Raw genomic sequence first — 24,796 nt, forward strand, 5'->3', positions numbered from 1 at the left:
CTCGTGACGGCGCTCATCCTCGGCGTCGCGACAGTGCCCGCCGCCGCGCAGGCGCCACCAACGACGATCGCATCGGCGCCGGCGGCCGAGGCGTCCGCCGACATCACGGTTGCCCCAAACACTGGTCTCGTGGATGAGCAGGTGGTGGCGGTCGAGGTCAGTGGGCTGACCCCGAACACCGAGTTCGAGGTGTGGCAGTGCTCGAACGCCGCCGTGCCCGCCGAGGGCCGGTGTGCAAGGGCCGGGGTGGCCGACCCGGGGCTGGACGGGGTTCGCTCCGACGCCGGCGGGTCGATCTCGGAGAACGGCGTCGTGCAAGCGGTCATCGAGGAGGTCGACGGTCAGTCGTACGACTGCCGCGCACCGTCGGCGAGCTGTGCGATCGTGGTGCTGAGCGGCGAGGGGGACTTCGCTTCACGACCGGTGCTTGCGGCCGCGACCCTCGCGTTCGCCGCCGACGGCCCGATTGCGCCGGTGACGCTGACGGTGACCCCGTCGACCAACCTCCGCGACGGCCAGTTCGTACACTTCGAGGGAACCGGCTTCGATCCCGACGGCCGTTGGAACTTCTCGCAGTGCCGAGGGGTGGCAGCTCCCCGGGGACCATGCCGGGTCGGGTTCATAGAGGCGGTTCCGGTGGACGCCGCCGGTGAAGCCCGTGCGAATGTCCGCTTGGGCGCTGAGTTCGACTTCGCCGACGAGGCGATCGACTGCCGGCTCACGCCGTGCAGCATCGTGATGAGCGACGGCGCCCACGTCGCCGTCGCTGCGGTCACCTTCGCTCCCACCCCCACCACGCCGGTCCCGGTCGCCCCGGCATTCACCGGCTGACCCCGGCGACCATCTGTTGGAGGAAATAGCCCCCGTATACGGGGGCTATTTCCTCCGAAGAAGGTCGAGACGCTCGTCGTAGACGTCGCGCATGGTGGCCGCGGATTCGGTGCGGTCATCGGTGAGCTCCACGAAGATGAATCGGAGCGTGTCCCACCCCACTCGGGCCGCCTGCTTGTCCCGCGCCAGGTCGCGGGCGAGGTTGGCGAGCCGGGTGTGCCAACGCCGGCCGTCCGCTTCCATGATCAGGCGAGCTTCCGGATGGGCACCGTCGACGCAGCCCTCGACCCCGTGATGGCCGGGGAGCGGGTGCTGGCGGACGAGTGGTGGCAGCCCGGCGAGGCCGACGACCTCGTGCAGCATGCGCTCGAGCTCCGATGCCGGCGCGACGTAGCCGGGACCGCGCTCGTCCAAGACGTGGGCGAGCTTGTTCATGCCCTTGCGGCTCGGCGCGGCGAGCTCTCGGAAGGTGCGGGCCATCTTGGAGTACGTGAGCCGCTCGGTGACGATGGCGTGCTCGTAGGCGTGATCCAGCCGCGCCAGGCTGACGTGCGGCGCCAGATCCACCAAGGTGCGGGCGAGGGTCGTCGTGCGCCGCCCGTTGAGCACGATGATGTGATGGGCGGGCAAGACCCGACTCTGATGCACGGTCGCACCCTTGACTCGCTGATGATCGGGGTGCGGAACGGTGAGGTGCAGATCCCGTCGCGGAAAGCCCGGGACCCGGAAGTCGGCCGCTGCCGAGTGGTGTGACACGCTCGCCCGCTCACCGGCGGCGAGGTACGCCACCCACAGGCGGCGGTCCCATGTGGTGCGGTGCCCGGGGTATCCGTAGACACCCGGCGCCAGTCTGATCCAGACGCCGGACTTCAGGAACCGTTCGATCTGCTTGTCCGAGATGCCCAGGCTGAGGAGCTGGAACCGGGCGAACACGCCGTACTGGGTCGCGGCGAGCTCCGCGACGGTGCTGTCGAGCATGACTTCCTCCACGTTCGGAGACGGGTGAGAGGAGGAAGTGCCCGTGGTCTACCAGATGATCTCGTTGGAGGAAATACCCCCGCTCTGCGGGGGTTATTTCCTCCAACGAACGTGGGTCAGGAGAGGTGGGTCAGGGGAGGTCGGCGTCGACCAAGGCGGCGACGTTGAAGCCGGAGTCGACGGCCTGGTGGGTGCCCGAGCCGCGGCCGCCGGCGTCGCAGCCCACGAGGTAGAGGCCCGGCAGGGGGGTGCGGGCGTCGGGCTTCGAGCGGCCCACCTGGCCGACGACCTGGGCCAGGCCGACGGCCTCGCCGCCGGCGCCGGGGACGACCGAGTCCCGGGTCATGCGGGAGATCTGGCGGGGGCCGTAGGGCTCGGTGCGGATGGTGTGGGCCCGCAGGTCGGGGTACAGCTCGTCGAGGACCGCCTGGGCCCGGCGCACGGCCTCGGCGGTGACCTCGGCGCCTCGCCCGTCCCCCGGGTCGGGCGGCACGAACACCTGGATGTTGGCCACCTGGTGGCCGGGCTCGGCCACCAGCGAGGGGTCGAACTCCGAGGCGACGTCGATGGCGATGAGGGGCACGTCGGGCCACTCGCCGGCGCACATGGCGTCGAAGCGGGCCTGGTCGAGCCAGCTCTGGTCCGAGAACACCGGCGTGAGGGCGGCGTCGAACACGCGGGTGTCGAACACGTAGCGGATCCCGGCGATCGACCAGCTCGGCTCCAGGCCACGCACCCGCTCGACGTAGTCGGCGGGGAAGTGGTCGGCCCCGGCCAGGCCGAGGACGGTGGGCTGGATGCCGGCGTTGGAGACCACGGCGTGGGCCCGGATGACGCCCTCGTCGGTCTCGACGCCGACCGCGCGCCCGCCATCGGTCACGATCCGCCGCACCCGGGTGCTCGTCAGGTAGCGCCCGCCCCGCGCGGTGACGAGGTCGGCGCAGGCCTCGGCCACCCGCCCGTAGCCGCCCTTGTGGAACCGTCCGGCGCCGCCGAGGACCATGTTGCGCAGCACGAGCACCGCCTCGGACGCCGCGAGGCGGTCGACCGCGACCACGAAGAGCATGTTGAGGGTGGCGAAGATCTGCGACTGCAGCCCCGGCGCCAGTCCGTAGGGGGCCATGAAGTCCGCCATCCCGACCTCGTCGAGGGCGGCCACTTCGTCGTCGGTGAGCGCGAGCATGCCCAGGTAGAACTCGCCGAGGGCGGCCACGTCCTCGTCGGTGGCGCCGAACACCCGCTTCAGGTTCTCGAGCTCCTCAGGTGCGCCGCTCTGGCGCAGGGCACTGCGCAGCAGGCGCCACTCCCCGTCGGGGGACCGGTAGCGCACGGCCGCCTGCTCGCCTTCGGGGATGAGCAGCTCGACGTCGAGGCCCAGGAGGTCGACGAGCTCGTGGAAGCGGGAGTCGACCGCGGGGATGCCGACGGCGCCGAACATCTCGTAGCGGTAGCCCTTGCGATCGAGGGTCTGGGTCTTGCCGCCCGCCCGTGGCGTCCGCTCGACGAGAGCGACCCGACGGCCGGCGTGGGCGAGCAGCGCAGCCGCCGTGGCGCCGCCGTAGCCGGCGCCGATCACCACCACGTCGTACCGGTCGTCTGCCACGGTCTCGTCCCCTGCGTCGGCCATGGCCCGCAGTGTCACACGCCCGCCGGCACGTCGTGACCGACGGGTGGGTTCGACATCCCGCACCGGCCCTTCGTTCCGGGTACTCCCGTGTGTCGTGGAGAACCCAGGGGAGTACCCGGAACGCGGAGGTGCCGCCGCCGGACCGTCCTTCGTGACCGACGGTCGGCCCGGTGCGTGGTGACCTTGGACCCTGTGAACAGCTGGTGACGGCGACCTACCGTCGCCTTTGTGAGCACGCGTGCCGGTCGACTCGCAGCACTCGGCGCCGCCGGCCTCGGCGGCCTCGCCGCCTACGACCTGCTCCAGCGCCGCCACGCCATCCTGCGCAACTTCCCGGTGGTGGGCCACCTCCGCTTCCTGCTCGAGGCCGTCGGTCCGGAGCTGCGCCAGTACATCGTCACCGACAACGACCAGGAGCGGCCCTTCACCCGGGATCAGCGACGCTGGGTCTACACGTCGTCGAAGCAGGAGAACAGCCTCACGGGCTTCGGCACCGACAACGACCTCGAGACCACGCCCGAGTACCTCATCGTCAAGCACGCCGCCTTCCCCGCCCACGCCGCGCCCGCGCCCCACGACGTCGAGGTGGCCTGCGCCAAGGTCCTGGGCGCCGCCCACGATCGCCCGCGCGCGTTCCGCCCCCGCTCGATCGTCAACATCTCGGCCATGAGCTTCGGGTCGCTCAGCGGTGCCGCCATCGAGGCACTCAACCGGGGTGCGGCGATCGCCGGCTGCTTGCACAACACCGGCGAGGGTGGCGTGTCCCGCCACCACGAACACGGGGGCGAGCTGATCTGGCAGATCGGGACCGGCTACTTCGGGTGCCGTGACGAGCGCGGCGGGTTCGACCTCGATCGGCTCGTGGCCCAGGTCGATCGGTCACCCGTCCGGGCCATCGAGATCAAGCTCTCGCAAGGGGCCAAGGCGGGCCTCGGCGGCGTCGTGCCGGGCGAGAAGGTCACCGACGAGATCGCGGAGATGCGTGGCGTCCCCGCTGGTGAGGACTGCATCAGCCCGCCCTACCACCGCGAATTCGCCGACGTCGACGGCCTGATCGACTTCGTCGAGCGCATCGCCGGCGCCACCGGGCTCCCCGTCGGCATCAAGTCCGCAGTGGGGGAGCAGGCGTTCTGGGACGAGCTCGCGTCCCGCATGGCCGAGCGGGAGGAGGGGCCCGACTTCATCACCATCGACGGTGGCGAGGGCGGCTCCGGCGCGGCGCCGTTGGTGTTCGCCGACCACGTGTCGCTCCCGTTCCGCATCGGCTTCCCCCGGGTGTACCGGACGTTCGCCGAGGCGGGACTGGCCGACGACGTGGTGTTCATCGGCGCCGGCAAGCTGGGCCTGCCCGCCACCGCGCTGATGGCGATGGCACTCGGGTGCGACCTCGTCAACGTGGGGCGCGAGGCCATGCTCTCCATCGGCTGCATCCAGGCCCAGCGCTGCCACACCGGCCGCTGCCCGGCCGGGGTGGCCACGCAGACCCCCTGGCTGGAGCGCGGTCTCGACCCGGACCTCAAATCGGTGCGCTGCGCCAACTACCTGCGCGCCCTCCGCCACGAGGTGCTGCGCCTGGCCCGGGCCTGTGGCCGCACCCATCCCGCCTACGTCGACCTCGACTGCCTCGAGCTCGTCGACGCCGCCGCCGGTGCCCGTTCGGCACGCGACGTCTTCGCCTACGAGCCGGGGTGGGGCGTTCCCCCGGTCGTCGAGGTGCCCGTCCTCGTCACCACCCCCGACCGGTAGCCTCGCCCGCAACCGCAGGGCGGAAAGGAACCCCATGTCCCTCGACACCACCAACGGCACCGGCGCCGACGGCGTCCCGTCCGACGACGACGCCACCGATGTGGCCGACGCCGGACCCGCGTCGGAAGCCGCGGAACCTCTCGTCACCGTCGCCGGCGAGCAGGTGCCCGTGTCCCTGCTGGTCGAGCGCTACGAGGCCGAGCAGCTCCAGCTCCAGCGTCTGCGCAAGGAGGAGAAGGGCGCGGTCCGCCGCCGACGCCAGGAGGAGCAGCTGAAGCCGTTCCAGGTCGAGCTCCTCAAGCTCCAGCGCCATCTCGAGGCCAGCCATCAGCGCATGATCGTGCTCTTCGAGGGCCGGGACGCGGCCGGCAAGGGCGGCACCATCCGCCGGGTCACCCGCTACATGAACGAGAAGCACTACCGGGTGGTGGCCCTCGGCAAGCCCACCGAAGAGCAGCGCACCCAGTGGTACTTCCAGCGGTACGTCGCCCAGTTCCCCACGGGCGGCGAGATGGTCCTGTTCGACCGCAGTTGGTACAACCGGGCCATGGTCGAGCCCGTCTTCGGGTTCTGCACCGACCTCGAGTACAAGAACTTCATGCGGGGCGTCGTCGGCTTCGAGAAGGACCTCGTGCGTCAGGGCACCATCCTCGTGAAGCTCTACTTCAGCGTGGACAAGGAAGAGCAGGCGAGGCGGTTCGAGCGCCGGCGGGACGACCCCCTGCGCCAGTGGAAGCTCAGTGAGATCGACGTCCAGGCCCAGGAGCACTGGGACGACTTCACCGACGCCAAGTACAAGATGCTGAAGCGCACCTCCACCGCGGACGCCCCCTGGACCATCATCCGCTCGGAGAACAAGCACCTCGCCCGCCTCAACGCCATGCGGGTGATCCTCAACGCCGCCCCCTACGCCGAGCGGTCCGCCGACCTGGACTTCGTCCCCGACCCGCGCATCGTCGTTTCGGGCGCGCACGAACTCGAGCTGATGGAGGCCGAACGCATGGCGAAGGGCAAGTTCGCCGGCTGACAGCGGCCGAGAGGTCCGTCAGCGAGATTTGGAGTACATCTCACTTGATGACTTGAAATCTCGGAGGAGAACTCCGAGATTTCAAGGCGCCGGGCTCGGAGTGCTGCACCACATTGGTCACAAGAGCAACATCAGCCCCACTAGGCTCACGGGACGTGAGCGCCATCGAACAGGTCGTGGGCCGTGAGGTCCTGGATTCGCGTGGGAACCCGACGGTCGAGGTGGAGGTCCTCCTCGAGTCCGGGGCCCGGGGCCGGGCCATCGTGCCCTCCGGCGCCTCGACCGGGCAGTTCGAGGCGGTCGAGCTGCGCGACGGTGGCGACCGCTACGCCGGCAAGGGTGTGAGCAAGGCCGTCGCCAACGTGAACGGCCCCATCCGCGAGCTGGTCGTGGGCCTCGAGGGCCTCGACCAGCGCGAGCTGGACCGCCGGATGATCGATGGTGACGGCACGCCCAACAAGGGCAACTTCGGCGCCAACGCCATCCTCGGCGTGTCACTGGCCGCAGCCAAGGCCGGCGCCGACGAGCTCGCGCTCCCGCTCTACCGCTACGTGGGCGGCGCGAACGCCCACGTCCTGCCGGTGCCGATGATGAACGTCCTCAACGGCGGTGCCCACGCCGACAACAACGTGGACCTCCAGGAGTTCATGCTCATGCCCGTCGGCGCCGCCTCGTTCACCGAGGCGCTGCGTTGGGGCACCGAGACCTACCACGTGCTCAAGAAGGTCCTCCACGAGCGCGGCCTGTCCACCGCGGTCGGCGACGAGGGCGGGTTCGCCCCGGACCTCGCCTCCAACGAAGAAGCCGTGCAGGTGCTCATCGCGGCCATCGAGCAGGCGGGGTACACGCCGGGCGACCAGATCGCCATCGCGCTCGACCCCGCGTCCTCCGAGTTCTTCCAGGACGGCTCGTACGTGCTCTCGGGCGAGGGTCGCACCCTCTCGGGTGGCGAGATGGCCGAGTTCTGGGCCGACTGGGTGAGCCGCTACCCGATCGTGTCGATCGAGGACGGCATGGCCGAGGAGGACTGGGACGGTTGGGCTGCGCTCACCCAGGCCGTCGGCGACCGCGTCCAGCTCGTGGGCGACGACCTCTTCGTGACCAACACCGAGCGCCTCCAGCGCGGCATCGACACCGGCGTGGCCAACTCGATCCTGATCAAGGTCAACCAGATCGGGTCGCTCACCGAGACCCTCGAGGCGGTGGCCCTCGCCAACCGCAGCGCCTACACCGCGGTCATGTCCCACCGCTCGGGCGAGACCGAGGACACCACCATCGCCGACCTCGCGGTGGCCACCAACTGCGGCCAGATCAAGACCGGCGCCCCGGCGCGCAGCGATCGCGTGGCGAAGTACAACCAGCTGCTGCGCATCGAGGAGGACCTCGGCGAGGCCGCGGCGTTCTGGGGTGGCGACGCGCTGTCGAGGGGCAGCGGCTGATGGCGCCGCGGAAGGAGCGCCGCGCGCGCGACGAGGCCGCGGCCGTGCGTCGACAGGCGCAGGGCAAGGGCGGGCGCAACCCCGTCGACGACACCCCCGCCACCGTCGACCGCACCCGTCGGCGCCGCCGCCTGTTCTGGATGGGCGTGGTGGCGGCGGTGGTGGCCGGCGTCGCCTTCCTCGGTGCCTTCCCGGCGCGGACCTACTTCCGCCAGCAGTCCGCCACGGCCCGCGCCGAGTCGGATCTCTCCGCCCTCGACGCCGAGATCTCCGAGCTCCAAGGCCAGATCGACGATCTCCAGACCGACGAGGAGATCGAGGAGCGGGCCCGGGAGGACTACGCCATGACCCGCCCGGGCGAGGAGGTCGTCACCCTGTTGCCGGCGGCGCCGTCGCCGGTCGAGGTGCCCTCCGGATGGCCCTACTCCCGGCTGTTCGCGGCATCGCGCTGAACCGACTCAGGGGGACCACATGACCATCCCGGTGGAGGCGGTGGGGCTGGTGCGCCGGTTCGGCGAGATCGAGGCCGTGGCCGGCGTCGATCTGCGGGTCGAGCCGGGTGAGGTCTTCGCGTTCCTCGGGCCGAACGGCGCCGGCAAGTCGACCACCGTGCGCATGCTCACCACCTTGCTGGCGCCGTCCGCCGGCACCGCCCGGGTGGCGGGCTTCGACGTCGTCGCCGAGGCCGCCCAGGTGCGGCGGGCCATCGGTGTGGCGCTCCAGGACGCCGCCATCGACCCCCTCATGACCGGGCGTGAGCTGCTGCGCCTCCAGGCCGTGCTCTACGGCCTGCCCCGGGCGCGCGCCGAGGCCCGCTCCGCGGAGCTGCTCGAGCGGGTCGGGCTCACCGCCGCTGCCGGCCGCCGGGTGGGCAAGTACTCCGGAGGCATGCGCCGGCGCCTCGACCTGGCCCTGTCGCTCCTGCACGAGCCCGAGGTGCTCTTCCTCGACGAGCCCACCACGGGTCTCGACCCCAGCAGCCGCCTCAACCTCTGGGACGAGCTGCGCCGGCTCAACCAGGAGCACGGCACCACCGTGTTCCTCACCACCCAGTACCTGGAAGAGGCCGACCAGCTCGCCGCCCGCATCGCCATCATCGACGGCGGTCGCATCGTGCGCGAGGGCGAGCCCAGTGCGCTCAAGGCCGCCGTCGGAGCGCCCACCCTGCGCCTCGAGGTCCGCGACGACCAGGAGGCCGCGGCGCGAGCTGCGCTCGTGCCCTTCGGGCCAGAGCGGCCCGATCGGGCAGGGGTCATCGCCATCGGTCTCGAAGGCGGAGCCGGTGAGATGACCGCCGTCGTCCGAGCGCTCGACGAGGCGGCGGTGGTCATCGAGCACATGGAGCTGAACGCGCCCAGCCTCGACGACGTGTTCGCCGAGGCCACCGGGCGCCGCCTCGAGGGTGCCGGCGACGCCGCTGATCCCGACGTCGGCGCCGACGGGGCCGACGAGCCCGCGGCCTGACCATGGCCGTCGCCACGAGCGCCACCGGCCGAGCCGGCGACGACCGGGACCTGCGCCCGGTCGCCCAGGCCTTCGCCCTGGCGGCCCGCTCGGCGCGCTCGACCGCCCGACAGCCCGAGATGTGGCTGCCGTCGCTCATTTTCCCCCTGCTCATCGCTGCGGTGAACAACTCGGCCATGGCGCGCGCTGTCAACCTCCCCGGGTTCCCGCCGGTCGATTCGGTCCTCCAGTTCCTCCTGCCCGCCACCATCGTCCAGGGAGTGATGTTCGGGGCGGTGTCCGGGGGCTCCGACCTCGCCCTCGACATCGAGAACGGATTCTTCGAGCGGCTCCTCGCGTCGCCGGTGGCCCGCCCAGCGATCCTCGTCGGGCGCCTCGCCGGTGGGGCTCTCCTCGGGGCCTGCCAGACCGTGGTCTTCGTGGTCATCTTCGCCGTCTTCGGGGCCCGGGTGGAAGGCGGCCCGCTCGCGGTGCTGGCCCTCATGGCCATGGCGGTGGCCGTCACCTTGATGGTGGGCGGCGTGACCGCCGCGGTGGGCATCCGCACCGGCAGCCAGGAGACCGTCGACGCCGCCTTCCCCCTGATCTTCATCCTCTTGTTCATGAGCTCCGCCTTCTTCCCGGCTGAGCTGATGGACGGCTGGTTCCAGTGGATGGCCCTGCACAACCCGCTCTCGTGGATGATCGACGCCGCCCGCCGCCTCGTGATCTTCGGCTTCGACTGGTCGGACGCCTTCGAGGCGGTGGCCGTGCCCGCCGCCATCTCGGTGGTCACCATCGCCGTCGCCGTCCGCCAGATGCAGAAGCGCCTGGAGCGCGACCGATGACCACTGTCGCGGCGCCGACGACCAGTGCGCCCGGCGGCCACGTGCTGTCGGTCGCACGCGGGCTCGCGCAGCGCAGCCTGGTCAACATCGCGCGGACGCCCTCGGCGGTGGTGCCGACCATCGCGATGCCGTTGTTCTTCATCGTGGCCTTCAGCGGTGCCTTCAGCGCGCTCACCGAGATCCCGGGGTTCCCCACCGACAACCCGCTGAACTGGTTCATGCCCTGGGCCATCATGCAGGGGGCCGCCTTCGCCGGCATGGGGATCTGCTTCGGGGTGGCTCGCGACCTCGAGAACGGCTTCTACGACCGTCTCCTGATGGCGCCCACCCACCGGGCCGGCCTCGTGCTCGGCCCGATGATGGCGGCGGCCGTGCGCGTGCTGCTCCCGGTGGTCACGGTGTCGGTGGTGGGCTTCGCCGCCGGCGCCCGGCTCACCGACGGTCTCCTCGGCCTCGTCACCCTCTTCGTGGCCGCCGAGGGGTTCGCGCTGATCGCCGGGCTCTGGGGTCTGGGGGTCGTGTACCGGGTGAAGAACCAGAAGTCGAGCGCGCTGATCCAGGTGGGCATCTTCGTGACGATGTTCCTCTCCGTCGGTCAGACCCCGATCGATCTCCAGGAGGGCTGGTTGCCCCGCGTGGCCCGCCTCAACCCGCTGACCTACATCATCGACATGGCACGGGCCGGCTTCGTGGGACAGATCACGTGGGACGACGTGTGGCCCGGGTTGGTGGCCATCGGTGCCGGCCTGGTCGTCTTCGGCACCTGGGCGCTGAGCGGATTCCGGCGTCTGGTCCGCTGAGCGGCTGCCGACCTGACAGGATCTGCCCATGCAGGTGACGATGACCGTGAACGGCGTGGTCGCGAGCCACGACGTGGAGCCCCGCCTCTTGCTGGTCCAGTACCTCCGAGAGGTGCTCGGGCTCACCGGGACGAACATCGGGTGCGACACCTCGTCGTGCGGTGCCTGCACGGTCCTGGTCGACGGCGAGTCCGTGAAGTCGTGCACGGTCCTGGCCGTGCAGGCAGAGGGTGCCGACGTCACGAGCATCGAGGGCCTCGCGGCGGGCGACGACCTGCACCCCGTGCAGGTGGCGTTCCGCGAGCAACACGGCCTCCAGTGCGGCTACTGCACCCCGGGCATGGTGCTGGCCGCGGTCTCGCTGCTGGCCGAGAACCCGCAGCCGACCGAGCGCGAGGTGCGTGAGGGTCTCGAGGGCAACCTGTGCCGCTGCACCGGCTACCACAACATCGTCAAGGCGGTGCTGTCCGCCTCGGGTCAGTCGGTGGCCATCCTCGACACGGTCCGGCCCGGCTCGACCACGGCGCCCACCCTCAGCGGCGCCACCACCGGCGCCACGGAGGTGGGGTCGTGATCCCCGTCGCCTTCGACTACGAGCGGGCCACCAGCGTCGACCACGCCCTGGGCCTCCTGGCCGAGCACGGCGACGAGGCCAAGCTCATCGCCGGGGGCCACTCGCTGCTGCCCCTGATGAAGCTGCGCCTGGCCACGCCCGCCGTGCTCGTCGACATCGCCCGCCTCCCCGACCTCGCCTTCATCCGCGAGGACGGCGACGAGATCGCCATCGGCGCCCTCACCCGGCACCACACGGTCAACACCAGCGAGCTGCTCGCTCGGGAGGTGCCGCTGCTCGCCCACGCCGCCGGCCAGGTCGGCGACCCGCAGGTGCGCCACCGTGGCACCATCGGCGGCTCCCTGGTCCACGGCGATCCCGCCTCCGACCTGCCCGCGGTGCTGCTCGCCCTCGGCGCCCGGGTCATCGTCACCGGCCCGTCCGGCGAGCGCTCGATTCCCGCGGCCGAGCTGTTCACCGGCTTCCTCGAGACCGCGGTGGGCGAGGACGAGCTCCTCACCGAGGTGCGGGTGCCGCGCCTCGCCGGCCTCGGCTGGTCGTTCCAGAAGTTCACCCAGCGGGCCTGTGACTGGGCCATCGTCGGCGTGGCCGCCCAGGCGGGCGAGCCCGGCGGCGGCCGCGGTCCCGGGGTGGCCCTGGTGAACATGGGCGCCACGCCCCTACGGGCCACGGGTGTCGAAGGTGCACTCGCCGGTGGGGCCGACGCCGCGGAAGCGGCGGCGTTGGCCGCAGAGGGCACCGAGGCGCCCGCTGACCTCAACGCCAGCTCCGAGTTCCGAGAGCACCTCGCCCGCGTGCTGGTCCGACGCGCCCTCGACGAGGCCGCCGAAGGCTGAGCCGCGGCCCACCGCAAGGCGGGACCGTCTAGTTTGGGCACCGGTGGAGCGGGCACAGGAGTGGGCGGAGCGGGGCGCATCCCCCGCGGAGCGCCGACAGCCGTCGGCGTGGGTGGGCCTCGGGGCCGCCGCGGTGGTCGTCGCCTTCTTCGCGTGGCGTGGATTCGTGGTGCCTGCGGTCGTGGTCGCCGTCCTGGCCGTCGGCCTCACGGTCGCGCGCCACCGGTCGCCGGCGTTCGATCGCCGGGCGGGTCGTGTGCTCCACGCCGTCTCCCATTGGGTGGGAGTCGTCCTCACCGTGGTGCTGCTCGGCATGCTCACCCTCCTCCTGATCCTGCCCGTCTGGCTCGTGGGGCGGGTGTTGCGCTGGGACGCGCTGCAACCGGCCCCGTCCCAGCGCGGCCAGTGGGACGCTCATACCGTTCGCCGGGCTCCCAGGAAGCTCGACCGGCGGCTCTTCGCCCTCGAGCCCCGGCGTCGTGGGTGGACCGCAGTGCACGGTCTGGTGGTGGTGGTCGTCCCGGTCGTGCTGGTGGCGATGGTGGCGTGGGGGGCGGTGGTCAGGCTCCGGCCGACGGCGGCGACGCCGCCGGCGACGTCAGGCGGCCTCCTCGCGTCGGGACCGTACCCGGGGGCCTTCGCCGATGCCCCATGGCAGAGCGACCTGCAGCGTGACCAGGGGGGTACCCAGGCACGGTACGACGCCGTGCTCGGGTGGCGGGGCCCCACCGAGTACACCAGCCAGTACGTGAACGTCCACGAGGGGGCGCGGGCGTCCTACGTCCCCGCGAACCTCGGCGCCGACCCGCTCGAGGTCTGGTTCTTCGGCGGCTCGACCATGTTCGGTTACGGCCAGCGTGACGACCACACGATCGTGTCCGGCATCGTCGAACGCGCCGAGGCCGACGGGATCCCGATCGACGCACGCAACTTCGGGGTGGTCGCCTACACCAATTGGCAGGAGGCCGAGTGGCTCACGGAGCTCCTGACCACGCGCCCGCCGCCCGACCTGATCGTCTTCTACGACGGCAAGAACGATGTCGGCAACTACGTGTACCCGGGCCAGCCCCAGCACCTCTGGACCCAGTTCGGCTCGGAGGTCCAGCAGGCGCTCATCGACGCCGGCGCCCGCTTCCTGCCGGACGACCGCCCGGTGAACCAGGTGCCGTCACCGGAGAACGCCGCCCGGATCTACAACCAGGGGGTCCAATTCAGCCACCGGATCGCCGGTTCGTACGGCGTGCCCATCGTCACCTACTTCCAGCCCAACCTCTACACCCGTGATCTGCCGGTCGACGACGACGTCATCACCTACGCGAACCTGGGCGACGTCTCCGACGACCGTGCCCTCTACGACCAGGTGCGGGCGCTGCTCGATCCGGCCGTGCACGACGTCGCCGACTGCCTCGACGCGCTCGACGCCGAGGTCTACTGGGATGACGTCCACCACAACGAGCGGGGGGCGGACGCCATCGCGGGCTGCGTCTACGACGACCTCGCCCCGCAGCTCCGGGAGCTCGCCACCGGCTGACGGACGGGCGACTCGTGCGGAATCAGGCCTCGTCGGCGGGGTCGTACTCGTACTGCAGGGCGGAGCGGCCGGCGAGGATGGGCTTGATGCGCTCGGCGATCACCCGCTGGTGTTCGGGGTGGTCGCGGTAGGTTTCGTAGTCGGCGACGGACGCGAAGTCGGCGATGACCGAGAGGCTGGCGTTGCCGTCGGCCAGGCCGAGGTCCTCACCCAGGCGGTACCTGTGGATCTCGGGGATCGCGGTGGGCAGCGCGGTGAGCTCGTCGAGGACGGCCCGGTGCTGATCCGGGGTGGACTCGGGCGTCCAGCGCAGAAGGACGATGTGTCGGATCATCGGGGGCCTTTCACTGCAGGGCGCCGACGGCGCCGCCTTCGATGGGCAGGGCGGATCCGGTGATGAACTTCGCCTGCTCGGAGCAGAGGAAGGCGACGATGGCGCCGAAGTCGCCGGGGTCGCCCACGAAACCGACAGGGATCTGTCGGGCGAGATCGTCGAGGGCCGTACCGAGGTGGGTGAGCCGGTCGGTGGCGTGCATCCCCGGCTGGACCGAGTTGACGGTGACCCCGTCGCCGGCGACCTCGGTGGCGAGCACCTTGAGGAAGGCGGTGGCACCGGCCCGGGCCGTGCTGGAGGCGATGAGGCGCCCGATGGGCTGGCGGACACCGACCGACGTGATGGCCACGACCCGGCCCCAACCGCGCTCCTGCATGCCCGGCACGGCGGCCTGGCACAGGGCGACGGTCGAGAGCAGGTTGAGGCGCAGGGCCTCCTCGTAGCCCGAGAGCTCGGTGGAGGCGAAGGTGCCGCCGGGAGGCCCGCCGGCGTTGGCCACGAGGATGTCCACCGGCCCGAGGCCCCCTGCGGCCTCGGCCACGAAACGGGCAGCGTCCTCGGGGACGCTCACGTCGGCCACGACGGTGAGCACCTCGCCACCGACCCCGTCGGCGATGTTCGCCGCCGCAGCCTCGAGGCGGTCGGCGTGACGGCCGCAGATGGCCACGCGGGCCCCTTCGGCGGCGAGGGCGCGGGCACTGGCGAGGCCCAGCCCCGTCGACGCCGCGGCCACGGCCGCGACCCGGCCCTGCAGTCCGAGATCCATGCGGGAGACCGTACCCTTGGCGCATGCCCGCGCCCGACGAGCTGATCGGCGACGTCGAACGCCAGCACGAGATCGAGCGCCTGCGCCAGTGCACGGCGGACGGTCGCCTCACCCTCGACGAGTTCGCCGAGCGGGTCGGCGAGGTCTACGCCGCCCGCACCTGGTCCGAGGTCACGCGGCCCACCGCCGACCTGCCGGCGCTCATCGCGGCGCCCGCGCTGACGGAGCGCACCAGCGCCATCGGGGTCTTCAGCGGGGCGCGCCAGTGCGGCCGGTGGCGGCCGGCGCAGTCGTTCGACGCGGTGGCGGTGTTCGGCAGCGCCCAGATCGACCTGTGCGACGCCGTGGTCGAACAGGACCTCGTCATCCGGGCCTGGGCCATCGTCGGCGGCATCGAGATCCTCGTTCCCGAGGGCGTCCACGTCGACCTCGGCGGCTTCGCCGTGTTCGGCAGCCGCGACTACCGGGTCAAGAAGGCCCCGCTGCGACCCGGCGTCCCCGTCGTGCGGGTCGAGACGCGAGCGGTGCTGGGCGGGGTCACCGTGCGCACCAGGCCCTTCACCGGCAGCCGTTGACCACCGCGGCGGTGGTGCTGGCCGCCGGGCTCGGTCGGCGCTTCCCCGGCAAGCTGCGGGTGTCGTTCCGGGGCCGGCCCCTGGTGCAGTGGGCGTTCGAGTCGGCCGCTGGGTCCGGCCTCGACGAGCTCCTCGTGGTGGTGGGGGACGACGACCTCGCCGACCTCCGGCCCGCCGGCGCACGGGCGCTGCGCAACCCCGACCCGGCCGCCGGGCAGGCCTCCTCGCTGGGCGTCGCCATCGCCGCGGCAGACGCGGCCGGCCACGAGGCCGTGGTGGTCGGCCTGGCCGACCAGCCGCTGGTGCCGACGGAGGCGTGGCGGCGAGTGGCGGCGGCGCCCGCGGAGGCGGCGATCGCCACGGCGACGTTCGCCGGCTCCCGGCGCCCGCCCGTACGTCTGCTCCGAGCGGTCTGGCCCCTGCTGCCTGATGCTGGGGACGAGGGGGCCCGGGTGCTCCTGCGATCTCGTCCCGAGCTGGTCGTGGAGGTACCGTGCCCCGGCGATCCCGTCGACATCGACACCCCGGAGGACCTCGAACGATGGAGCTGACCGACGAGCACCCGGCCCCCTCCGTGGCCGACCTGCTCGGGCGGGAGCCCCAGGGCGCCTACGAGGTCGTGGTGGTCGACGGGGAGGGCGGCCCGGTGGTGATCCGCAACGCTCCGCTGCTCGACGACGCGACCCCGATGCCGACTCGCTACTGGCTCGTCGGGGCCCGGGTGCGCACGCTCGTCGGTCGCCTGGAGGCCGACGGAGGCGTGCGTCGTGCCGAACGGGAGGTGGACGCGGACGCGCTCGCCGACGCCCATGCCCGGTACGCCGCTGAGCGGGACGCCGCACTGCCCGCCGATCACGACGGGCCGCGGCCCTACGGGGGCGTCGGTGGCACCCGCCAGGGGGTCAAGTGCCTCCACGCCCACTACGCCTGGCACCTCGCCGGCGGCGACGACCCCGTCGGCCGCTGGGTGGCCGACCACCTGCCCGACGCCGAGAGCAGCACGACGACAGGGGCGCCGTGGCGGAGCGGAGCGAAGCCGCTCGACGATGAACCGCATGCCGAAGGCGCTCCGACGCAGGAGGAGTCAGTGTGAGGATGAACGCGGGCATCGACTGCGGGACGAACTCCACCCGCCTGCTGGTCGCCGACGACGAGGGCCGTCCGGTCGAGCGCCTCATGGAGATCACCCGCCTCGGCAAGGGGGTGGACGCCACCGGTGCGCTCGACCCCGCAGCCATCGAGCGCACCCTGGACACGCTGCGCCGGTATCGGGTGGCGATGGACCGCCACGGCGTCGAGCGGGTCCGGATCACCGCGACGTCGGCGGCGCGTGACGCCACGAACCGCGACGTCTTCTTCGACGCCGCCGAGACCATCGTGGGCACCCGTCCCGAGCTACTGGCGGGTCACGAAGAGGGCGAGCTCTCGTTCCGAGGGGCGACCGCCGACCTCGATCCCGCCGACGGGCCGTTCCTCGTCGCCGACATCGGCGGCGGCTCGACCGAGTTCGTGGTGGGCACGACCTCGGTCGAAGGCGTCCTGTCGCTCGACATGGGCTGCGTGCGCCTCACCGAGAAGTTCCTGCACCACGACCCGCCGCGGGCCGCCGAGCTGAGCGCGGCCCTGTCGGTGGTCGACGCCCACCTCGACGACCTCGAGCGCGAGATCCCCCAGGTCCGCGACGTCCGGCGCTTCGTCGGGCTCGCGGGCACCGTCACCACCGTCGCCGCGGTCGAGCAGGGCCTCCCGGCCTACGACCCGGAGAAGATCCACCACTTCGTGCTGACCCGCGCCGCGGCCGAGGACGTGTTCCGCACGCTGGCCACCGAGACGGTCGAGCAGCGAAAGCTGAATCCCGGCATGGAGGCGCAGCGGGCCGACGTCATCGTCGGCGGCTGCTGCGTCCTGGTGGCCATCATGCGCCGTTTCGGCTTCGACGAGTGCCACGTGTCGGAGGCCGACATCCTCGACGGGCTCGTCCTCAGCTTATTGTGAGGACGATGAGCCGCCAGGACCGCGCCCTCGAGCACCACCGCGCCGTCGTCTACAGCATCGACCCCTGGTCCGTGGCCAAGGTCTCCCTGCCCTTCTACCTCGCCACCATCGCCACCGGGGTCGGCCTGCTCGTGCTCTTGTGGGCGATGCTCGTGGGCACGGGGTCGGTGGACTCCTTCGAGAGCTTCGTCGAGGACACGGGGTACCGGAACTTCGAGCTCGTCCCGAGCCAGATGCTCTCGGGCGTGTGGGGGATCGCACTCGTCCTCGTCGTCGCCGGCACCGCGTTCAACGTGGTCGCGGTGATCATCTTCAACCTCTTGAGCTCGATGCTGGGCGGGCTGCAGGTCGTGACCGTCGACAAGCCGACCCGCCGGCAACGCCGCGGTGCGTCGCGCTGATGGCGGCAGGGCGCGCGCCCGAGCAGCCGAGGTGACCACGCTCATCGGGCGGCGCATCGTCCTGCGCCCGCTGCGGGCCAACGACTTCGCGGCGTGGCGTGAGGTCCGTCAGCGCAACGTGGAGTGGCTCACGAAGTGGGAGCCGCAGCGCCTCCCCGGCCAGCCCGACACCACCCGTGACCGCGACGCGTTCCTGGTGCGGTGCAGCGCCCGCGAGCGCGAGCGCCAGCTCGGAACCGGCTACGGCTTCGGCATCTTCGTCGACGGGGAGTTCGCGGGGGAGATCAACCTCAACGCGGTGCAGCGGGGCCCGTTCCAGAGCGCGTACGTCGGCTACTGGATCGACGAGCGCCACGCCGGCAACAGCTACGTCCCCGAGGCCGTGGTGGCGCTGGCCAAGTTCGTGTTCGAGGACCTGCACCTGCACCGCATCCAGATCGCCATCATCCCGCGGAACACCGCCAGCCGGCGCGTGGTGGCGAAGCTCGACCTGCGCGACGAGGGCATCGCCGTGCGCTACCTCGAGATCAACGGCGTCTGGGAGGATCACGTCCGCTACGCGATCACCCGCGAGGAGTGGGTCGAACGCCGCGAGGAGCTGCTCGCCGCCTGGATCGACTGAGTCCCGACCGGCGAGCGCTACGGCTGGGGCTTGGAGCTGATCCTGGCCTGGAGCTGCTCGAGGCGGGCCTTGAACTCGGGTTGGCCGATGGACCACACCTGCGTCTCGAGCTCGCGGGCCACGGCGGCGTCGTGGTCGTCGACGGTGGCCATGTCCGCAAGGGTGGCCTTGGTGCGGCGCAGCAAGTCGTGGGGCACGGCGGCGGCCTTGGCCCCCATGGCCCGGGCGGTGGGCAGGAGCTCGTCGTCGGCGACCGCTCGCCACACCAGGCCGACGCGCTCGGCCTCGGCGGCGTCGAGCACCTCGCCGCACAGCACCATGGCCGCGGCCGCCTGCGCGCCGACGGCCCGGCGCAGCATCCACGTGTGACCGCCGCCGGGGTGGATGCCGAGCTGGAGGAACCGGGTGTCGAAGCGGGCCGAGGCGCCGGCCAGGCGCACGTCGCAGCACAGGGCGAGGTTCATGCCGGCGCCGACGGCCGCCCCGTTGACCGCGGCGATGGTGGGCAGCGGGGAGCGCGAGAAGCGCAGGAACCCCTGGTAGATGCGGTTGAGGCCCTCACGCTGCGAGTCGCCGAGATCCGACAGGTCGGCGCCGGCGCAGAAGGCGGGCGCGGCGCCGGTGACCACCACCGCCCCGACGTCGTGGCGCGCCTCGACGTCGTCGAGGGCCTGGACGATCTCGTCCACGAGGGTGAGGTTGAGGGCGTTGCGCCGGGGCGGGTCGTCGAGGGTGAGGACGGCGACGCCGTCGGTCACCTCGACCTGGAGGTAGGTCATGGGGCGCCTTGCTGGTGGGTGGCTACGGGTGCTCGCGGACGACCGCGGGGGAGTGGCGGAAGAACTGCTCGACGTCGCTCTCGTAGCGGTAACCCGGCTCGTGCTCGCCGATGGTGTTGCGCAGGCGCATGGCCTCGGCGAAGGCGGCGACGGTCCCGGCCGAGGTGTAGTTGTACCGGAACCCCGTGCTGACGAGCCGGCGGTTGTCGATGCCTCGGCCGTACTTGAGCAGGTCGATGGTCTCGGGGTTGAAGTCGGCGCCGCCGAGCACCTTCAGTGGCAGGGTGGCGAGAGAGGTGCCCACCGGGAGCATGGGCACCCGGCGCTTGGCGCAGATGGCCGCCACCTCGCTCCACGGCAGCAGGCCGTCGCCGGCGACGTTGAAGATGCCCGGGACCTCGTTGTCGAGGACGTAGGCGATGGAGCGCACGACGTCGGCCTCGTGGACGAACTGGAGCCTGGGGTCGAAGCCGAGGATGTACGGAACGACCGGCTGTTGGAGCAGCTGTGAAATGGGGGTGACGATGTCGGACCCGAGCACGTTCGAGAAGCGCAGGAGCGAGACGTTGACGTGGGGGTTGTCCTCGGCGAAGTCGTGGACGTAGCCCTCGACGTCGACGAGGGACCGCTCGACGCGGTTGCGCGGCAGCCTGGTGCGGGGGGTGTCCTCGCTGAACCAGGTGGGGTCGCCCACGGCGGAGCCGTAGACGAGCGACGAGGACTTCACCACCACGTTGCGCACCGTGCTGCCCGCCGCCGAGGCCGCCGCGAACAGGTTCATGGTGCCGATGACGTTGATCTCGTGCATGGCCCGCGCCCGCATCTGGTCGCTGTTGACCACGAGGAAGGTGTGCACGATGGTGTCGACCTGGGTGGCCTTCACGATGCGGGCCAGGATCGAGTAGTTCTCGTCCACGCGGACGAACTCGGTGCGTTCGAGCTCGACCGAGGGGGGCTTGGTGTCGAGCCCGACGACGATGTCGACGGTGGGGTCCTGTTCGAGGGCCTGCGCCACTCGGCCGCCCCAGAAGGTGCCGAGGCCGGTGACCAGGATGCGCCGGCCCATCAGCCGAACCAGACCGATCGCCGCTTGCGGAGCATGTCGTAGAGCGCTTGTTGGATGTGGTCGCGGATCTTCTCGGACTCGTCCATGATCCGGCTCTTCGAGTAGCGGGGCTGGTCGGGAGTGACGTCGAAGTGCACCGGGGGCAGCACGCGGAGCTTGAACTTGGCCGGGAAGTAGGTGACCGCGCCGAGGGGGCCGAAGGCCAACATGTTGGCGGTGATGGGGAAGTACGGGAGCCCGAAGCTCTTGGCGACGCGATTCATGTTGTAGAGCGTCGGCATCGACTCCTCGGCTCCCACCACCGCGATGGGGACGACGGGCACGCCCGCGCGCATGGCGATCTCGACGAAGCCGCCCCGACCGAAGCGGCGCAGCTGGTAGCGCTGGCTGAAGTTCTTGCCCGGGCCCTTGCTGCCCTCGGGGAACACGAGGACGAGCTGCTTCTGCTCGCGCAGGAGGCGATAGGCGTTGTCGGGGTGGGCAGGGACGCCACCGGTGCGGGACCACAGGGTGCCCACGACGGGGAGGCCCTTGAACAGATCGTCGGCGAGGCCGTAGACGGGACGCTGCAACTCGGACTCGATGCCGTGCATGATCACGGGGGCGTCCGACGGGATGGCCGCGGCGTGGTTGGCCACGAGCAACGCGCCCCCGTCGGTGGGGATGTTCTCGAGGCCCTCCCACTCGACCCGGAACCAGTGCTTGTACACCGGGTCGTAGAGCCGGCGGGCCAGCTCGCGCATGTGCTCGGAGCGACCCCACTCGTCGACGTCGCTCTCACGGGGGTCGTCGAGGACCGGCTCGTCGGCCTCGCGCGGCAGGGCGACGAGTGCCTGGCTGGGCGCATCGGCGAGCAGGGCGTCTGCCGCTTCCGGTTCGGGTTCGGCCACGGACAGATGCTACGGCCCCAGGGTGGTCCCGGAAAGGTGACGTTCGTCGCCGCTACGGTCGCACCATGGCCGGCACGATCGAGGTGGAGCCGCAGCCCCGGGTGGACCTGCTGGTCGAGACCGCCGACGGGGTGCCGCGACGGATGACCGAGTACACGGGAGTGGTCTGGTACGGCGGGCGTCCGCAGCGCAGTCGCCTGGGGTCGGTGACGATGACGGTGGGCGCCGGGATCGAGTCGCCCTTCTTCCTGCCCGACAGCCTCCCGTACCTGGCCGACGAGCTCGCCGACGCGTCGCTGTCGGTCACCGTGGCGCTCGTCAACGTGGCCGACCATTTCAACCTGTTCGGGGTGTGGGCTCGCTTCGTCGCCGATCCGAGCGGGCGGCCAACCTGGATCCAGGTGCAGGTTTCGGCCACCGGCCGCGTGCCCGTGGCCCTGTCGTACCGGGTGGTGGCCCTCACCGCCCCCGGCGCCGTCGAGGTGCGCTGAGCGGCGCTCGTCCGGGTCGTCCGGGTCGTCCGCTCAGTGGGGCGGCCTCGTCCGTCGGTGGTCCGGTCCGTCGGTGGTCCGGTCCGTCGGTGGTCTGGCCGGTCGGAGGTGTGGTCAGTCGGTGGAGCGCAGGAGGCGGCCGGCGAGGGCGCCGGTGTGCTCACCGTGATCGAGGAAGGGCTGGCCGTTCACGATCGTGTGGTCGATGCCGTGGGCGGTCTGCACGAAGCGGGCGGCGTCACCGGGGAAGTCGTGGACGATCTCGGGCACGTCCAGGCCGAGGCCGTCGAGGTCGATCACGTTGAGGTCGGCGTAGGCCCCCTCGGCGACGCGGCCCCGGTCGCGGTAGCCGATGAAGTCCGCCGTGTCGGAGGTGAGGCGGCGCACGGCCTCCTCCACGCTCAGGACGCCCCGGTCGCGGGCCCAGTGGGCGAGCAGGTAGGTGGGCTGGCTGGCGTCCATGATCTGGGTGGCGTGGGCGCCGGCGTCGGCGAGGCCGAGGATCGTGGTCGGGGAGCTGATCTGCTCCTCGATGGCGGCCTCGTCCTGGTTCATCACCGGCCAGTTGACGATGGCGCGCCCGTCGGACGACTCCATGGCGTCGAGGTAGGCCGCGACCGGCGTGGTGCCGGCGGCCCGGGCGATGCCGGCGAGGGAGTCGGCCTCGGTGTAGGCGTAGCGGACGTCGTCGGGCTGCACCAGATACATGCGCTCGAAGGGCTCGACCGCCTTGCCGGCGCCCTCTTCGACGAGCCGGGCGCGGACCTCGGGGTCCCGCAGCGCGGCGAGGCGGCCGGCGAGGTCGAGCCCCTTGAGCGGGGCGAAGGAGGGCAGGTCGTCCACGAGGGTGTTGGCGGCGAAGCTGAAGAGGACACCGACGCTGCGGGGCGTGATCTGGGGGCGCAGTTGGGCGCCGGTGCGGTTGGCCTCCTCGCTCAGTGCGATGACCTGGCGGTAGTGGTCGCCGAGCGAGGCGATCTGCTGGAGGTTGAAGCTGAAGGGGCGGCCCGTGCGGCGGCTGACCTCGGCCATCCACGCCAGCTCCTCCTCGACGCGTGAGCCGGACCCGTTCTCCTCGTTGTAGCGAGGGGCGCTCTCGAGCACGCCGCGGCCGAGCTCGCCCAGGGGGGCGGCGATGCCGAAGAACTCCTCGGGCGCGCTCCACGTGCCGGGCACGTTGCGCCCGTCGGGCACCCGGTGGAAGAGGCTGCGCGAGATCGAGTACCCGAGGGCGCCGGCCTCGAGCGCGGCCCGCACGAGCGCGGCCATCTCGGCGATCTGCTCGTCGCTGGCGGCGAAGTCGGGCTCGCAGGCCGCCTCGCCGCACACGTAGGTGCGCAGGGCCACGTCGCCCACGTAGCCGCCGGCGTTGATGCCGAGAGGAAGCTGGTCGACGGTGTCGAGGTACTCGCCGTAGGACTCCCACTGCCACGAGAGCCCGTCGAGGATGCACGCCGCGGGGATGTCCTCGACCGACTCCATCATCGTGGCGAGGGTCTCCGCCTGGCCAGGACGGACCGGGGCGAAGGTCATGCCGCAGTTGCCCATGACCACCGACGTCACGCCGTGCCAGCACGACGACGACATGAGCGGGTCCCAGCCCACCTGGGCGTCGAGGTGGGAGTGCAGATCCACGAAGCCCGGGGTGACGAGGCGCCCTTCGGCGTCGATCACCCGGCCGGCGCCGCCGGCGTCGACCGTCCCGACCGCGGTGATGCGGTCGCCGTCCACGGCGACGTCGGCACGGCGGGCCGGTGCGCCGGTCCCGTCCACCACGGAGCCACCCTTGATCACCAGGTCGTGAGCCATGCGCGGAGCGTAGGACGCGACGAGGGGTGGTGCCGGTAGACAGGGGGCGGTGACCGAGACGACGAGGGGGGAGGCGGCGCCGGACGACGGGTCGTCGAACGCGCCCGAGGCGCCCGAGCCCGTCCGGGCGCCCGAGAAGCGTGGCCTGCGGGATGCCGCCCGCGCCTTCCACCACCGCAACTTCGCCCTCTTCTGGACCGGGGCGCTCCTTTCCAACACCGGCAGCTGGGTGCAGAACGTCACCGTGCCGTTCGTGGTCTTCAAGCTCACCGGCTCGGCGGGCTGGCTCGGCGTGGCGGGCTTCGCCCAGCTCTTCCCGGCCTGGCTCATGGGGCCGGCGGGGGGAGTGGTCGCCGACCGCTTCCCGCGTCGCACCGTGTTGCTCGTGACGCAGACGATGATGGCCGGGCTCGCGCTGTTGGAGGCAGTGGTGTGGGCCGCAGGGGTGCGCAACGCCGCGGTGATCGTGGGCATCGTGGCGGTGTCGGGCGTCGTCGCCGGCCTCAACATCCCGAGCTGGCAGGCCTTCGTCAGCGAGCTGGTGCCCCGCGACGACCTGCTCAACGCGGTCACCTTGAACTCGGCGCAGTTCAACGCGTCTCGCGCCTTCGGGCCCGCGCTCGGCGGCATCGTGCTCGCCACCCTGGGCGTCACCTGGGCGTTCCTCATCAACGCGATCTCGTTCGTGGCCGTGCTCGGCGCCCTCGTGTTGATCTCGGTCCCCGTCATCGTCGAGAAGGCGAAGGGCAAGCCCCGGATCCTCGCCGAGTTCCGCGAGACCATCCGCTACACGAAGACCAAGCCGGGCATCGTCACCTGCATCATCGTCGTCATCGCCCTGGGCCTCTTCGGCAGCCCGGTGTTCACCCTCCTCGTGGTCTTCGCCGACGACGTGTACGGCGTCGGACGTGGCCTCTACGGCCTGCTCGGCGCCGCCCTCGGCGTCGGCGCCATCCTCGGGACGCCGGTGGTGGCGGGGTGGGGGAGCGGCCTGCTGCGCAGCCGCCTCATGTCGGGCGCCCTCGTCATCTACGGCGCCTCCCTGATGGCCTTCGCGCTGTCGCCCACGTACTGGTGGGGTGTCCTGGCCCTGCTCGTGGCCGGCGCCGGCTACCTGGCGGTGGCCTCGACGCTGAACACCACGCTCCAGCTCCTGGTCGACGAGCGCATGCGGGGCAAGGTGATCGCCCTCTACCTGATGGGCCTCACCGGCACCGTGCCCCTCGGCAACCTGATCCAGGGCTGGATGACCGAGGCCATCGGCCCCCGCACCACCGTCACCCTGAGCGGGGCGGCCTTCCTCGCCGTGGTGGCGTGGCTGGCCACCAGCCGGCGCCTCCGCCTCATGGACGGCTGACCCGCCGGCGCCGACTGCCTGCATCGCCGCA

26 protein-coding genes and 1 pseudogene are annotated in these 24,796 nt (G+C 71.7%); 19 read left to right on the top strand and 8 right to left on the bottom strand.

Translation table 11 applies throughout. From position 1 onward, the window contains the following. The first annotated feature begins 129 nt into the window (after positions 1-129). On the top strand, positions 130-831 hold the full coding sequence (locus tag JNK12_19610; GenBank protein ID MBL8778156.1) for a hypothetical protein: 702 nt from the start codon (positions 130-132) through the stop codon (positions 829-831). 45 nt (positions 832-876) lie between these two features. Here JNK12_19610 and JNK12_19615 read toward each other — a convergent pair whose 3' ends face one another. Together JNK12_19615 and JNK12_19620 are read right to left on the bottom strand one after the other, a co-directional pair. Beyond that, the gene (locus tag JNK12_19615) at positions 877-1,809 is read right to left on the bottom strand and encodes a type IV toxin-antitoxin system AbiEi family antitoxin domain-containing protein (GenBank protein MBL8778157.1); all 933 of its coding nucleotides are present in this window, start codon (positions 1,807-1,809) and stop codon (positions 877-879) included. A 130-nt stretch (positions 1,810-1,939) separates the two neighbouring features. After that, positions 1,940-3,436: an NAD(P)/FAD-dependent oxidoreductase gene (locus JNK12_19620; protein MBL8778158.1), complete on the bottom strand. Its 1,497-nt coding sequence runs from the start codon at positions 3,434-3,436 to the stop codon at positions 1,940-1,942. Between the two features lie 228 nt (positions 3,437-3,664). Between JNK12_19620 and JNK12_19625 the strand changes: the two genes are divergently transcribed. The 10 genes and pseudogenes from JNK12_19625 to JNK12_19670 all read left to right on the top strand — a co-directional run bounded on the left by JNK12_19625 (position 3,665) and on the right by JNK12_19670 (position 13,680). Beyond that, positions 3,665-5,182 (top strand): FMN-binding glutamate synthase family protein, encoded by a 1,518-nt coding sequence (locus JNK12_19625; GenBank protein ID MBL8778159.1) that lies wholly within the window; start codon positions 3,665-3,667, stop codon positions 5,180-5,182. 244 nt (positions 5,183-5,426) lie between these two features. After that, a pseudogene (gene ppk2 / locus JNK12_19630) lies at positions 5,427-6,209 on the top strand (polyphosphate kinase 2). 155 nt (positions 6,210-6,364) lie between these two features. Next, positions 6,365-7,648, top strand: a complete 1,284-nt coding sequence (gene eno, locus JNK12_19635) for a phosphopyruvate hydratase (protein ID MBL8778160.1) — start codon at positions 6,365-6,367, stop codon at positions 7,646-7,648. Continuing rightward, positions 7,648-8,100, top strand: a complete 453-nt coding sequence (locus JNK12_19640; protein ID MBL8778161.1) for a septum formation initiator family protein — start codon at positions 7,648-7,650, stop codon at positions 8,098-8,100. The genes eno and JNK12_19640 overlap by 1 nt, the downstream gene beginning before the upstream one ends. Positions 8,101-8,119: 19 nt before the next feature. Beyond that, the gene (locus tag JNK12_19645) at positions 8,120-9,112 is read left to right on the top strand and encodes an ATP-binding cassette domain-containing protein (GenBank protein MBL8778162.1); all 993 of its coding nucleotides are present in this window, start codon (positions 8,120-8,122) and stop codon (positions 9,110-9,112) included. Positions 9,113-9,114: 2 nt separating this feature from the next. After that, entirely contained in the window at positions 9,115-9,939 is an 825-nt protein-coding gene (locus JNK12_19650) for an ABC transporter permease (protein MBL8778163.1), read from the top strand. Further along, positions 9,936-10,739, top strand: coding sequence for an ABC transporter permease (locus JNK12_19655; protein ID MBL8778164.1), 804 nt, complete (start codon positions 9,936-9,938; stop codon positions 10,737-10,739). The genes JNK12_19650 and JNK12_19655 overlap by 4 nt, the downstream gene beginning before the upstream one ends. Positions 10,740-10,767: 28 nt before the next feature. After that, positions 10,768-11,313: a (2Fe-2S)-binding protein gene (locus JNK12_19660; protein MBL8778165.1), complete on the top strand. Its 546-nt coding sequence runs from the start codon at positions 10,768-10,770 to the stop codon at positions 11,311-11,313. Continuing rightward, positions 11,310-12,149: a xanthine dehydrogenase family protein subunit M gene (locus JNK12_19665; GenBank protein MBL8778166.1), complete on the top strand. Its 840-nt coding sequence runs from the start codon at positions 11,310-11,312 to the stop codon at positions 12,147-12,149. Before JNK12_19660 ends, JNK12_19665 begins: the two co-directional genes overlap by 4 nt. A gap of 43 nt (positions 12,150-12,192) precedes the next feature. Continuing rightward, positions 12,193-13,680, top strand: a complete 1,488-nt coding sequence (locus tag JNK12_19670; protein MBL8778167.1) for an SGNH/GDSL hydrolase family protein — start codon at positions 12,193-12,195, stop codon at positions 13,678-13,680. A gap of 22 nt (positions 13,681-13,702) precedes the next feature. Here JNK12_19670 and JNK12_19675 read toward each other — a convergent pair whose 3' ends face one another. Together JNK12_19675 and JNK12_19680 are read right to left on the bottom strand one after the other, a co-directional pair. Beyond that, positions 13,703-14,014: a Dabb family protein gene (locus JNK12_19675; protein ID MBL8778168.1), complete on the bottom strand. Its 312-nt coding sequence runs from the start codon at positions 14,012-14,014 to the stop codon at positions 13,703-13,705. Between the two features lie 10 nt (positions 14,015-14,024). After that, entirely contained in the window at positions 14,025-14,780 is a 756-nt protein-coding gene (locus JNK12_19680; GenBank protein ID MBL8778169.1) for an SDR family oxidoreductase, read from the bottom strand. Positions 14,781-14,803: 23 nt separating this feature from the next. On the opposite strand from JNK12_19680, the gene JNK12_19685 reads away from it, so the two are divergent. The 6 genes from JNK12_19685 to JNK12_19710 are packed head-to-tail and all read left to right on the top strand — an operon-like array spanning position 14,804 to position 18,373. Continuing rightward, positions 14,804-15,355 carry a DUF1707 and DUF2154 domain-containing protein gene (locus JNK12_19685; GenBank protein MBL8778170.1) on the top strand — a complete coding sequence of 184 codons (552 nt, stop codon included), beginning with the start codon at positions 14,804-14,806 and terminating at the stop codon, positions 15,353-15,355. Beyond that, complete coding sequence (locus JNK12_19690) at positions 15,352-15,906, top strand: NTP transferase domain-containing protein (protein ID MBL8778171.1); 555 nt, start codon at positions 15,352-15,354, stop codon at positions 15,904-15,906. Before JNK12_19685 ends, JNK12_19690 begins: the two co-directional genes overlap by 4 nt. After that, on the top strand, positions 15,897-16,448 hold the full coding sequence (locus JNK12_19695; GenBank protein ID MBL8778172.1) for a DUF501 domain-containing protein: 552 nt from the start codon (positions 15,897-15,899) through the stop codon (positions 16,446-16,448). The genes JNK12_19690 and JNK12_19695 overlap by 10 nt, the downstream gene beginning before the upstream one ends. After that, entirely contained in the window at positions 16,445-17,350 is a 906-nt protein-coding gene (locus tag JNK12_19700; GenBank protein MBL8778173.1) for a Ppx/GppA family phosphatase, read from the top strand. The genes JNK12_19695 and JNK12_19700 overlap by 4 nt, the downstream gene beginning before the upstream one ends. Positions 17,351-17,355: 5 nt before the next feature. Beyond that, positions 17,356-17,751, top strand: coding sequence for a DUF3566 domain-containing protein (locus JNK12_19705; GenBank protein MBL8778174.1), 396 nt, complete (start codon positions 17,356-17,358; stop codon positions 17,749-17,751). Between the two features lie 31 nt (positions 17,752-17,782). Then, positions 17,783-18,373: a GNAT family N-acetyltransferase gene (locus tag JNK12_19710; GenBank protein ID MBL8778175.1), complete on the top strand. Its 591-nt coding sequence runs from the start codon at positions 17,783-17,785 to the stop codon at positions 18,371-18,373. A gap of 17 nt (positions 18,374-18,390) precedes the next feature. On the opposite strand, the gene JNK12_19715 is transcribed toward JNK12_19710, so the two are convergent. From JNK12_19715 to JNK12_19725, 3 genes are read right to left on the bottom strand one after another with little or no spacing between them, the layout of a single operon-like run. Then, a complete protein-coding gene (locus JNK12_19715; GenBank protein ID MBL8778176.1) occupies positions 18,391-19,152 on the bottom strand; it encodes an enoyl-CoA hydratase in 762 nt (253 codons plus the stop codon). Positions 19,153-19,174: 22 nt separating this feature from the next. Next, a complete protein-coding gene (locus tag JNK12_19720; GenBank protein ID MBL8778177.1) occupies positions 19,175-20,218 on the bottom strand; it encodes an NAD-dependent epimerase/dehydratase family protein in 1,044 nt (347 codons plus the stop codon). Continuing rightward, positions 20,218-21,108, bottom strand: coding sequence for an acyltransferase family protein (locus JNK12_19725; protein MBL8778178.1), 891 nt, complete (start codon positions 21,106-21,108; stop codon positions 20,218-20,220). The genes JNK12_19720 and JNK12_19725 overlap by 1 nt, the downstream gene beginning before the upstream one ends. A 65-nt stretch (positions 21,109-21,173) precedes the next feature. Here JNK12_19725 and JNK12_19730 point away from each other — a divergent pair, with 65 nt between their 5' ends. Continuing rightward, positions 21,174-21,599 (top strand): hypothetical protein, encoded by a 426-nt coding sequence (locus tag JNK12_19730; GenBank protein MBL8778179.1) that lies wholly within the window; start codon positions 21,174-21,176, stop codon positions 21,597-21,599. 114 nt (positions 21,600-21,713) lie between these two features. Here JNK12_19730 and JNK12_19735 read toward each other — a convergent pair whose 3' ends face one another. Further along, complete coding sequence (locus JNK12_19735) at positions 21,714-23,408, bottom strand: amidohydrolase family protein (GenBank protein MBL8778180.1); 1,695 nt, start codon at positions 23,406-23,408, stop codon at positions 21,714-21,716. A 49-nt stretch (positions 23,409-23,457) separates the two neighbouring features. Here JNK12_19735 and JNK12_19740 point away from each other — a divergent pair, with 49 nt between their 5' ends. Next, positions 23,458-24,765 (top strand): MFS transporter, encoded by a 1,308-nt coding sequence (locus JNK12_19740; GenBank protein MBL8778181.1) that lies wholly within the window; start codon positions 23,458-23,460, stop codon positions 24,763-24,765. The last annotated feature ends 31 nt before the right edge of the window (positions 24,766-24,796 follow it).

Source organism: Acidimicrobiales bacterium (assembly GCA_016794585.1).
Lineage (GTDB): Bacteria > Actinomycetota > Acidimicrobiia > Acidimicrobiales > DATDAH01 > JAEUJM01.

Bases quoted from the DNA above. Each gene is read 5' to 3' on its own strand.
- JNK12_19735 (MBL8778180.1), bottom strand. From the start codon at position 23,408: ATGGCTCACGACCTGGTGATCAAGGGTGGCTCCGTGGTGGACGGGACC.
- JNK12_19615 (MBL8778157.1), bottom strand. From the start codon at position 1,809: ATGCTCGACAGCACCGTCGCGGAGCTCGCCGCGACCCAGTACGGCGTG.
- JNK12_19720 (MBL8778177.1), bottom strand. From the start codon at position 20,218: ATGGGCCGGCGCATCCTGGTCACCGGCCTCGGCACCTTCTGGGGCGGC.
- JNK12_19705 (MBL8778174.1), top strand. From the start codon at position 17,356: ATGAGCCGCCAGGACCGCGCCCTCGAGCACCACCGCGCCGTCGTCTAC.
- JNK12_19685 (MBL8778170.1), top strand. From the start codon at position 14,804: ATGCCCGCGCCCGACGAGCTGATCGGCGACGTCGAACGCCAGCACGAG.
- JNK12_19620 (MBL8778158.1), bottom strand. From the start codon at position 3,436: ATGGCCGACGCAGGGGACGAGACCGTGGCAGACGACCGGTACGACGTG.
- JNK12_19680 (MBL8778169.1), bottom strand. From the start codon at position 14,780: ATGGATCTCGGACTGCAGGGCCGGGTCGCGGCCGTGGCCGCGGCGTCG.
- JNK12_19655 (MBL8778164.1), top strand. From the start codon at position 9,936: ATGACCACTGTCGCGGCGCCGACGACCAGTGCGCCCGGCGGCCACGTG.
- JNK12_19715 (MBL8778176.1), bottom strand. From the start codon at position 19,152: ATGACCTACCTCCAGGTCGAGGTGACCGACGGCGTCGCCGTCCTCACC.
- JNK12_19730 (MBL8778179.1), top strand. From the start codon at position 21,174: ATGGCCGGCACGATCGAGGTGGAGCCGCAGCCCCGGGTGGACCTGCTG.
- JNK12_19660 (MBL8778165.1), top strand. From the start codon at position 10,768: ATGCAGGTGACGATGACCGTGAACGGCGTGGTCGCGAGCCACGACGTG.
- JNK12_19675 (MBL8778168.1), bottom strand. From the start codon at position 14,014: ATGATCCGACACATCGTCCTTCTGCGCTGGACGCCCGAGTCCACCCCG.
- JNK12_19645 (MBL8778162.1), top strand. From the start codon at position 8,120: ATGACCATCCCGGTGGAGGCGGTGGGGCTGGTGCGCCGGTTCGGCGAG.
- JNK12_19650 (MBL8778163.1), top strand. From the start codon at position 9,115: ATGGCCGTCGCCACGAGCGCCACCGGCCGAGCCGGCGACGACCGGGAC.
- JNK12_19695 (MBL8778172.1), top strand. From the start codon at position 15,897: ATGGAGCTGACCGACGAGCACCCGGCCCCCTCCGTGGCCGACCTGCTC.
- JNK12_19640 (MBL8778161.1), top strand. From the start codon at position 7,648: ATGGCGCCGCGGAAGGAGCGCCGCGCGCGCGACGAGGCCGCGGCCGTG.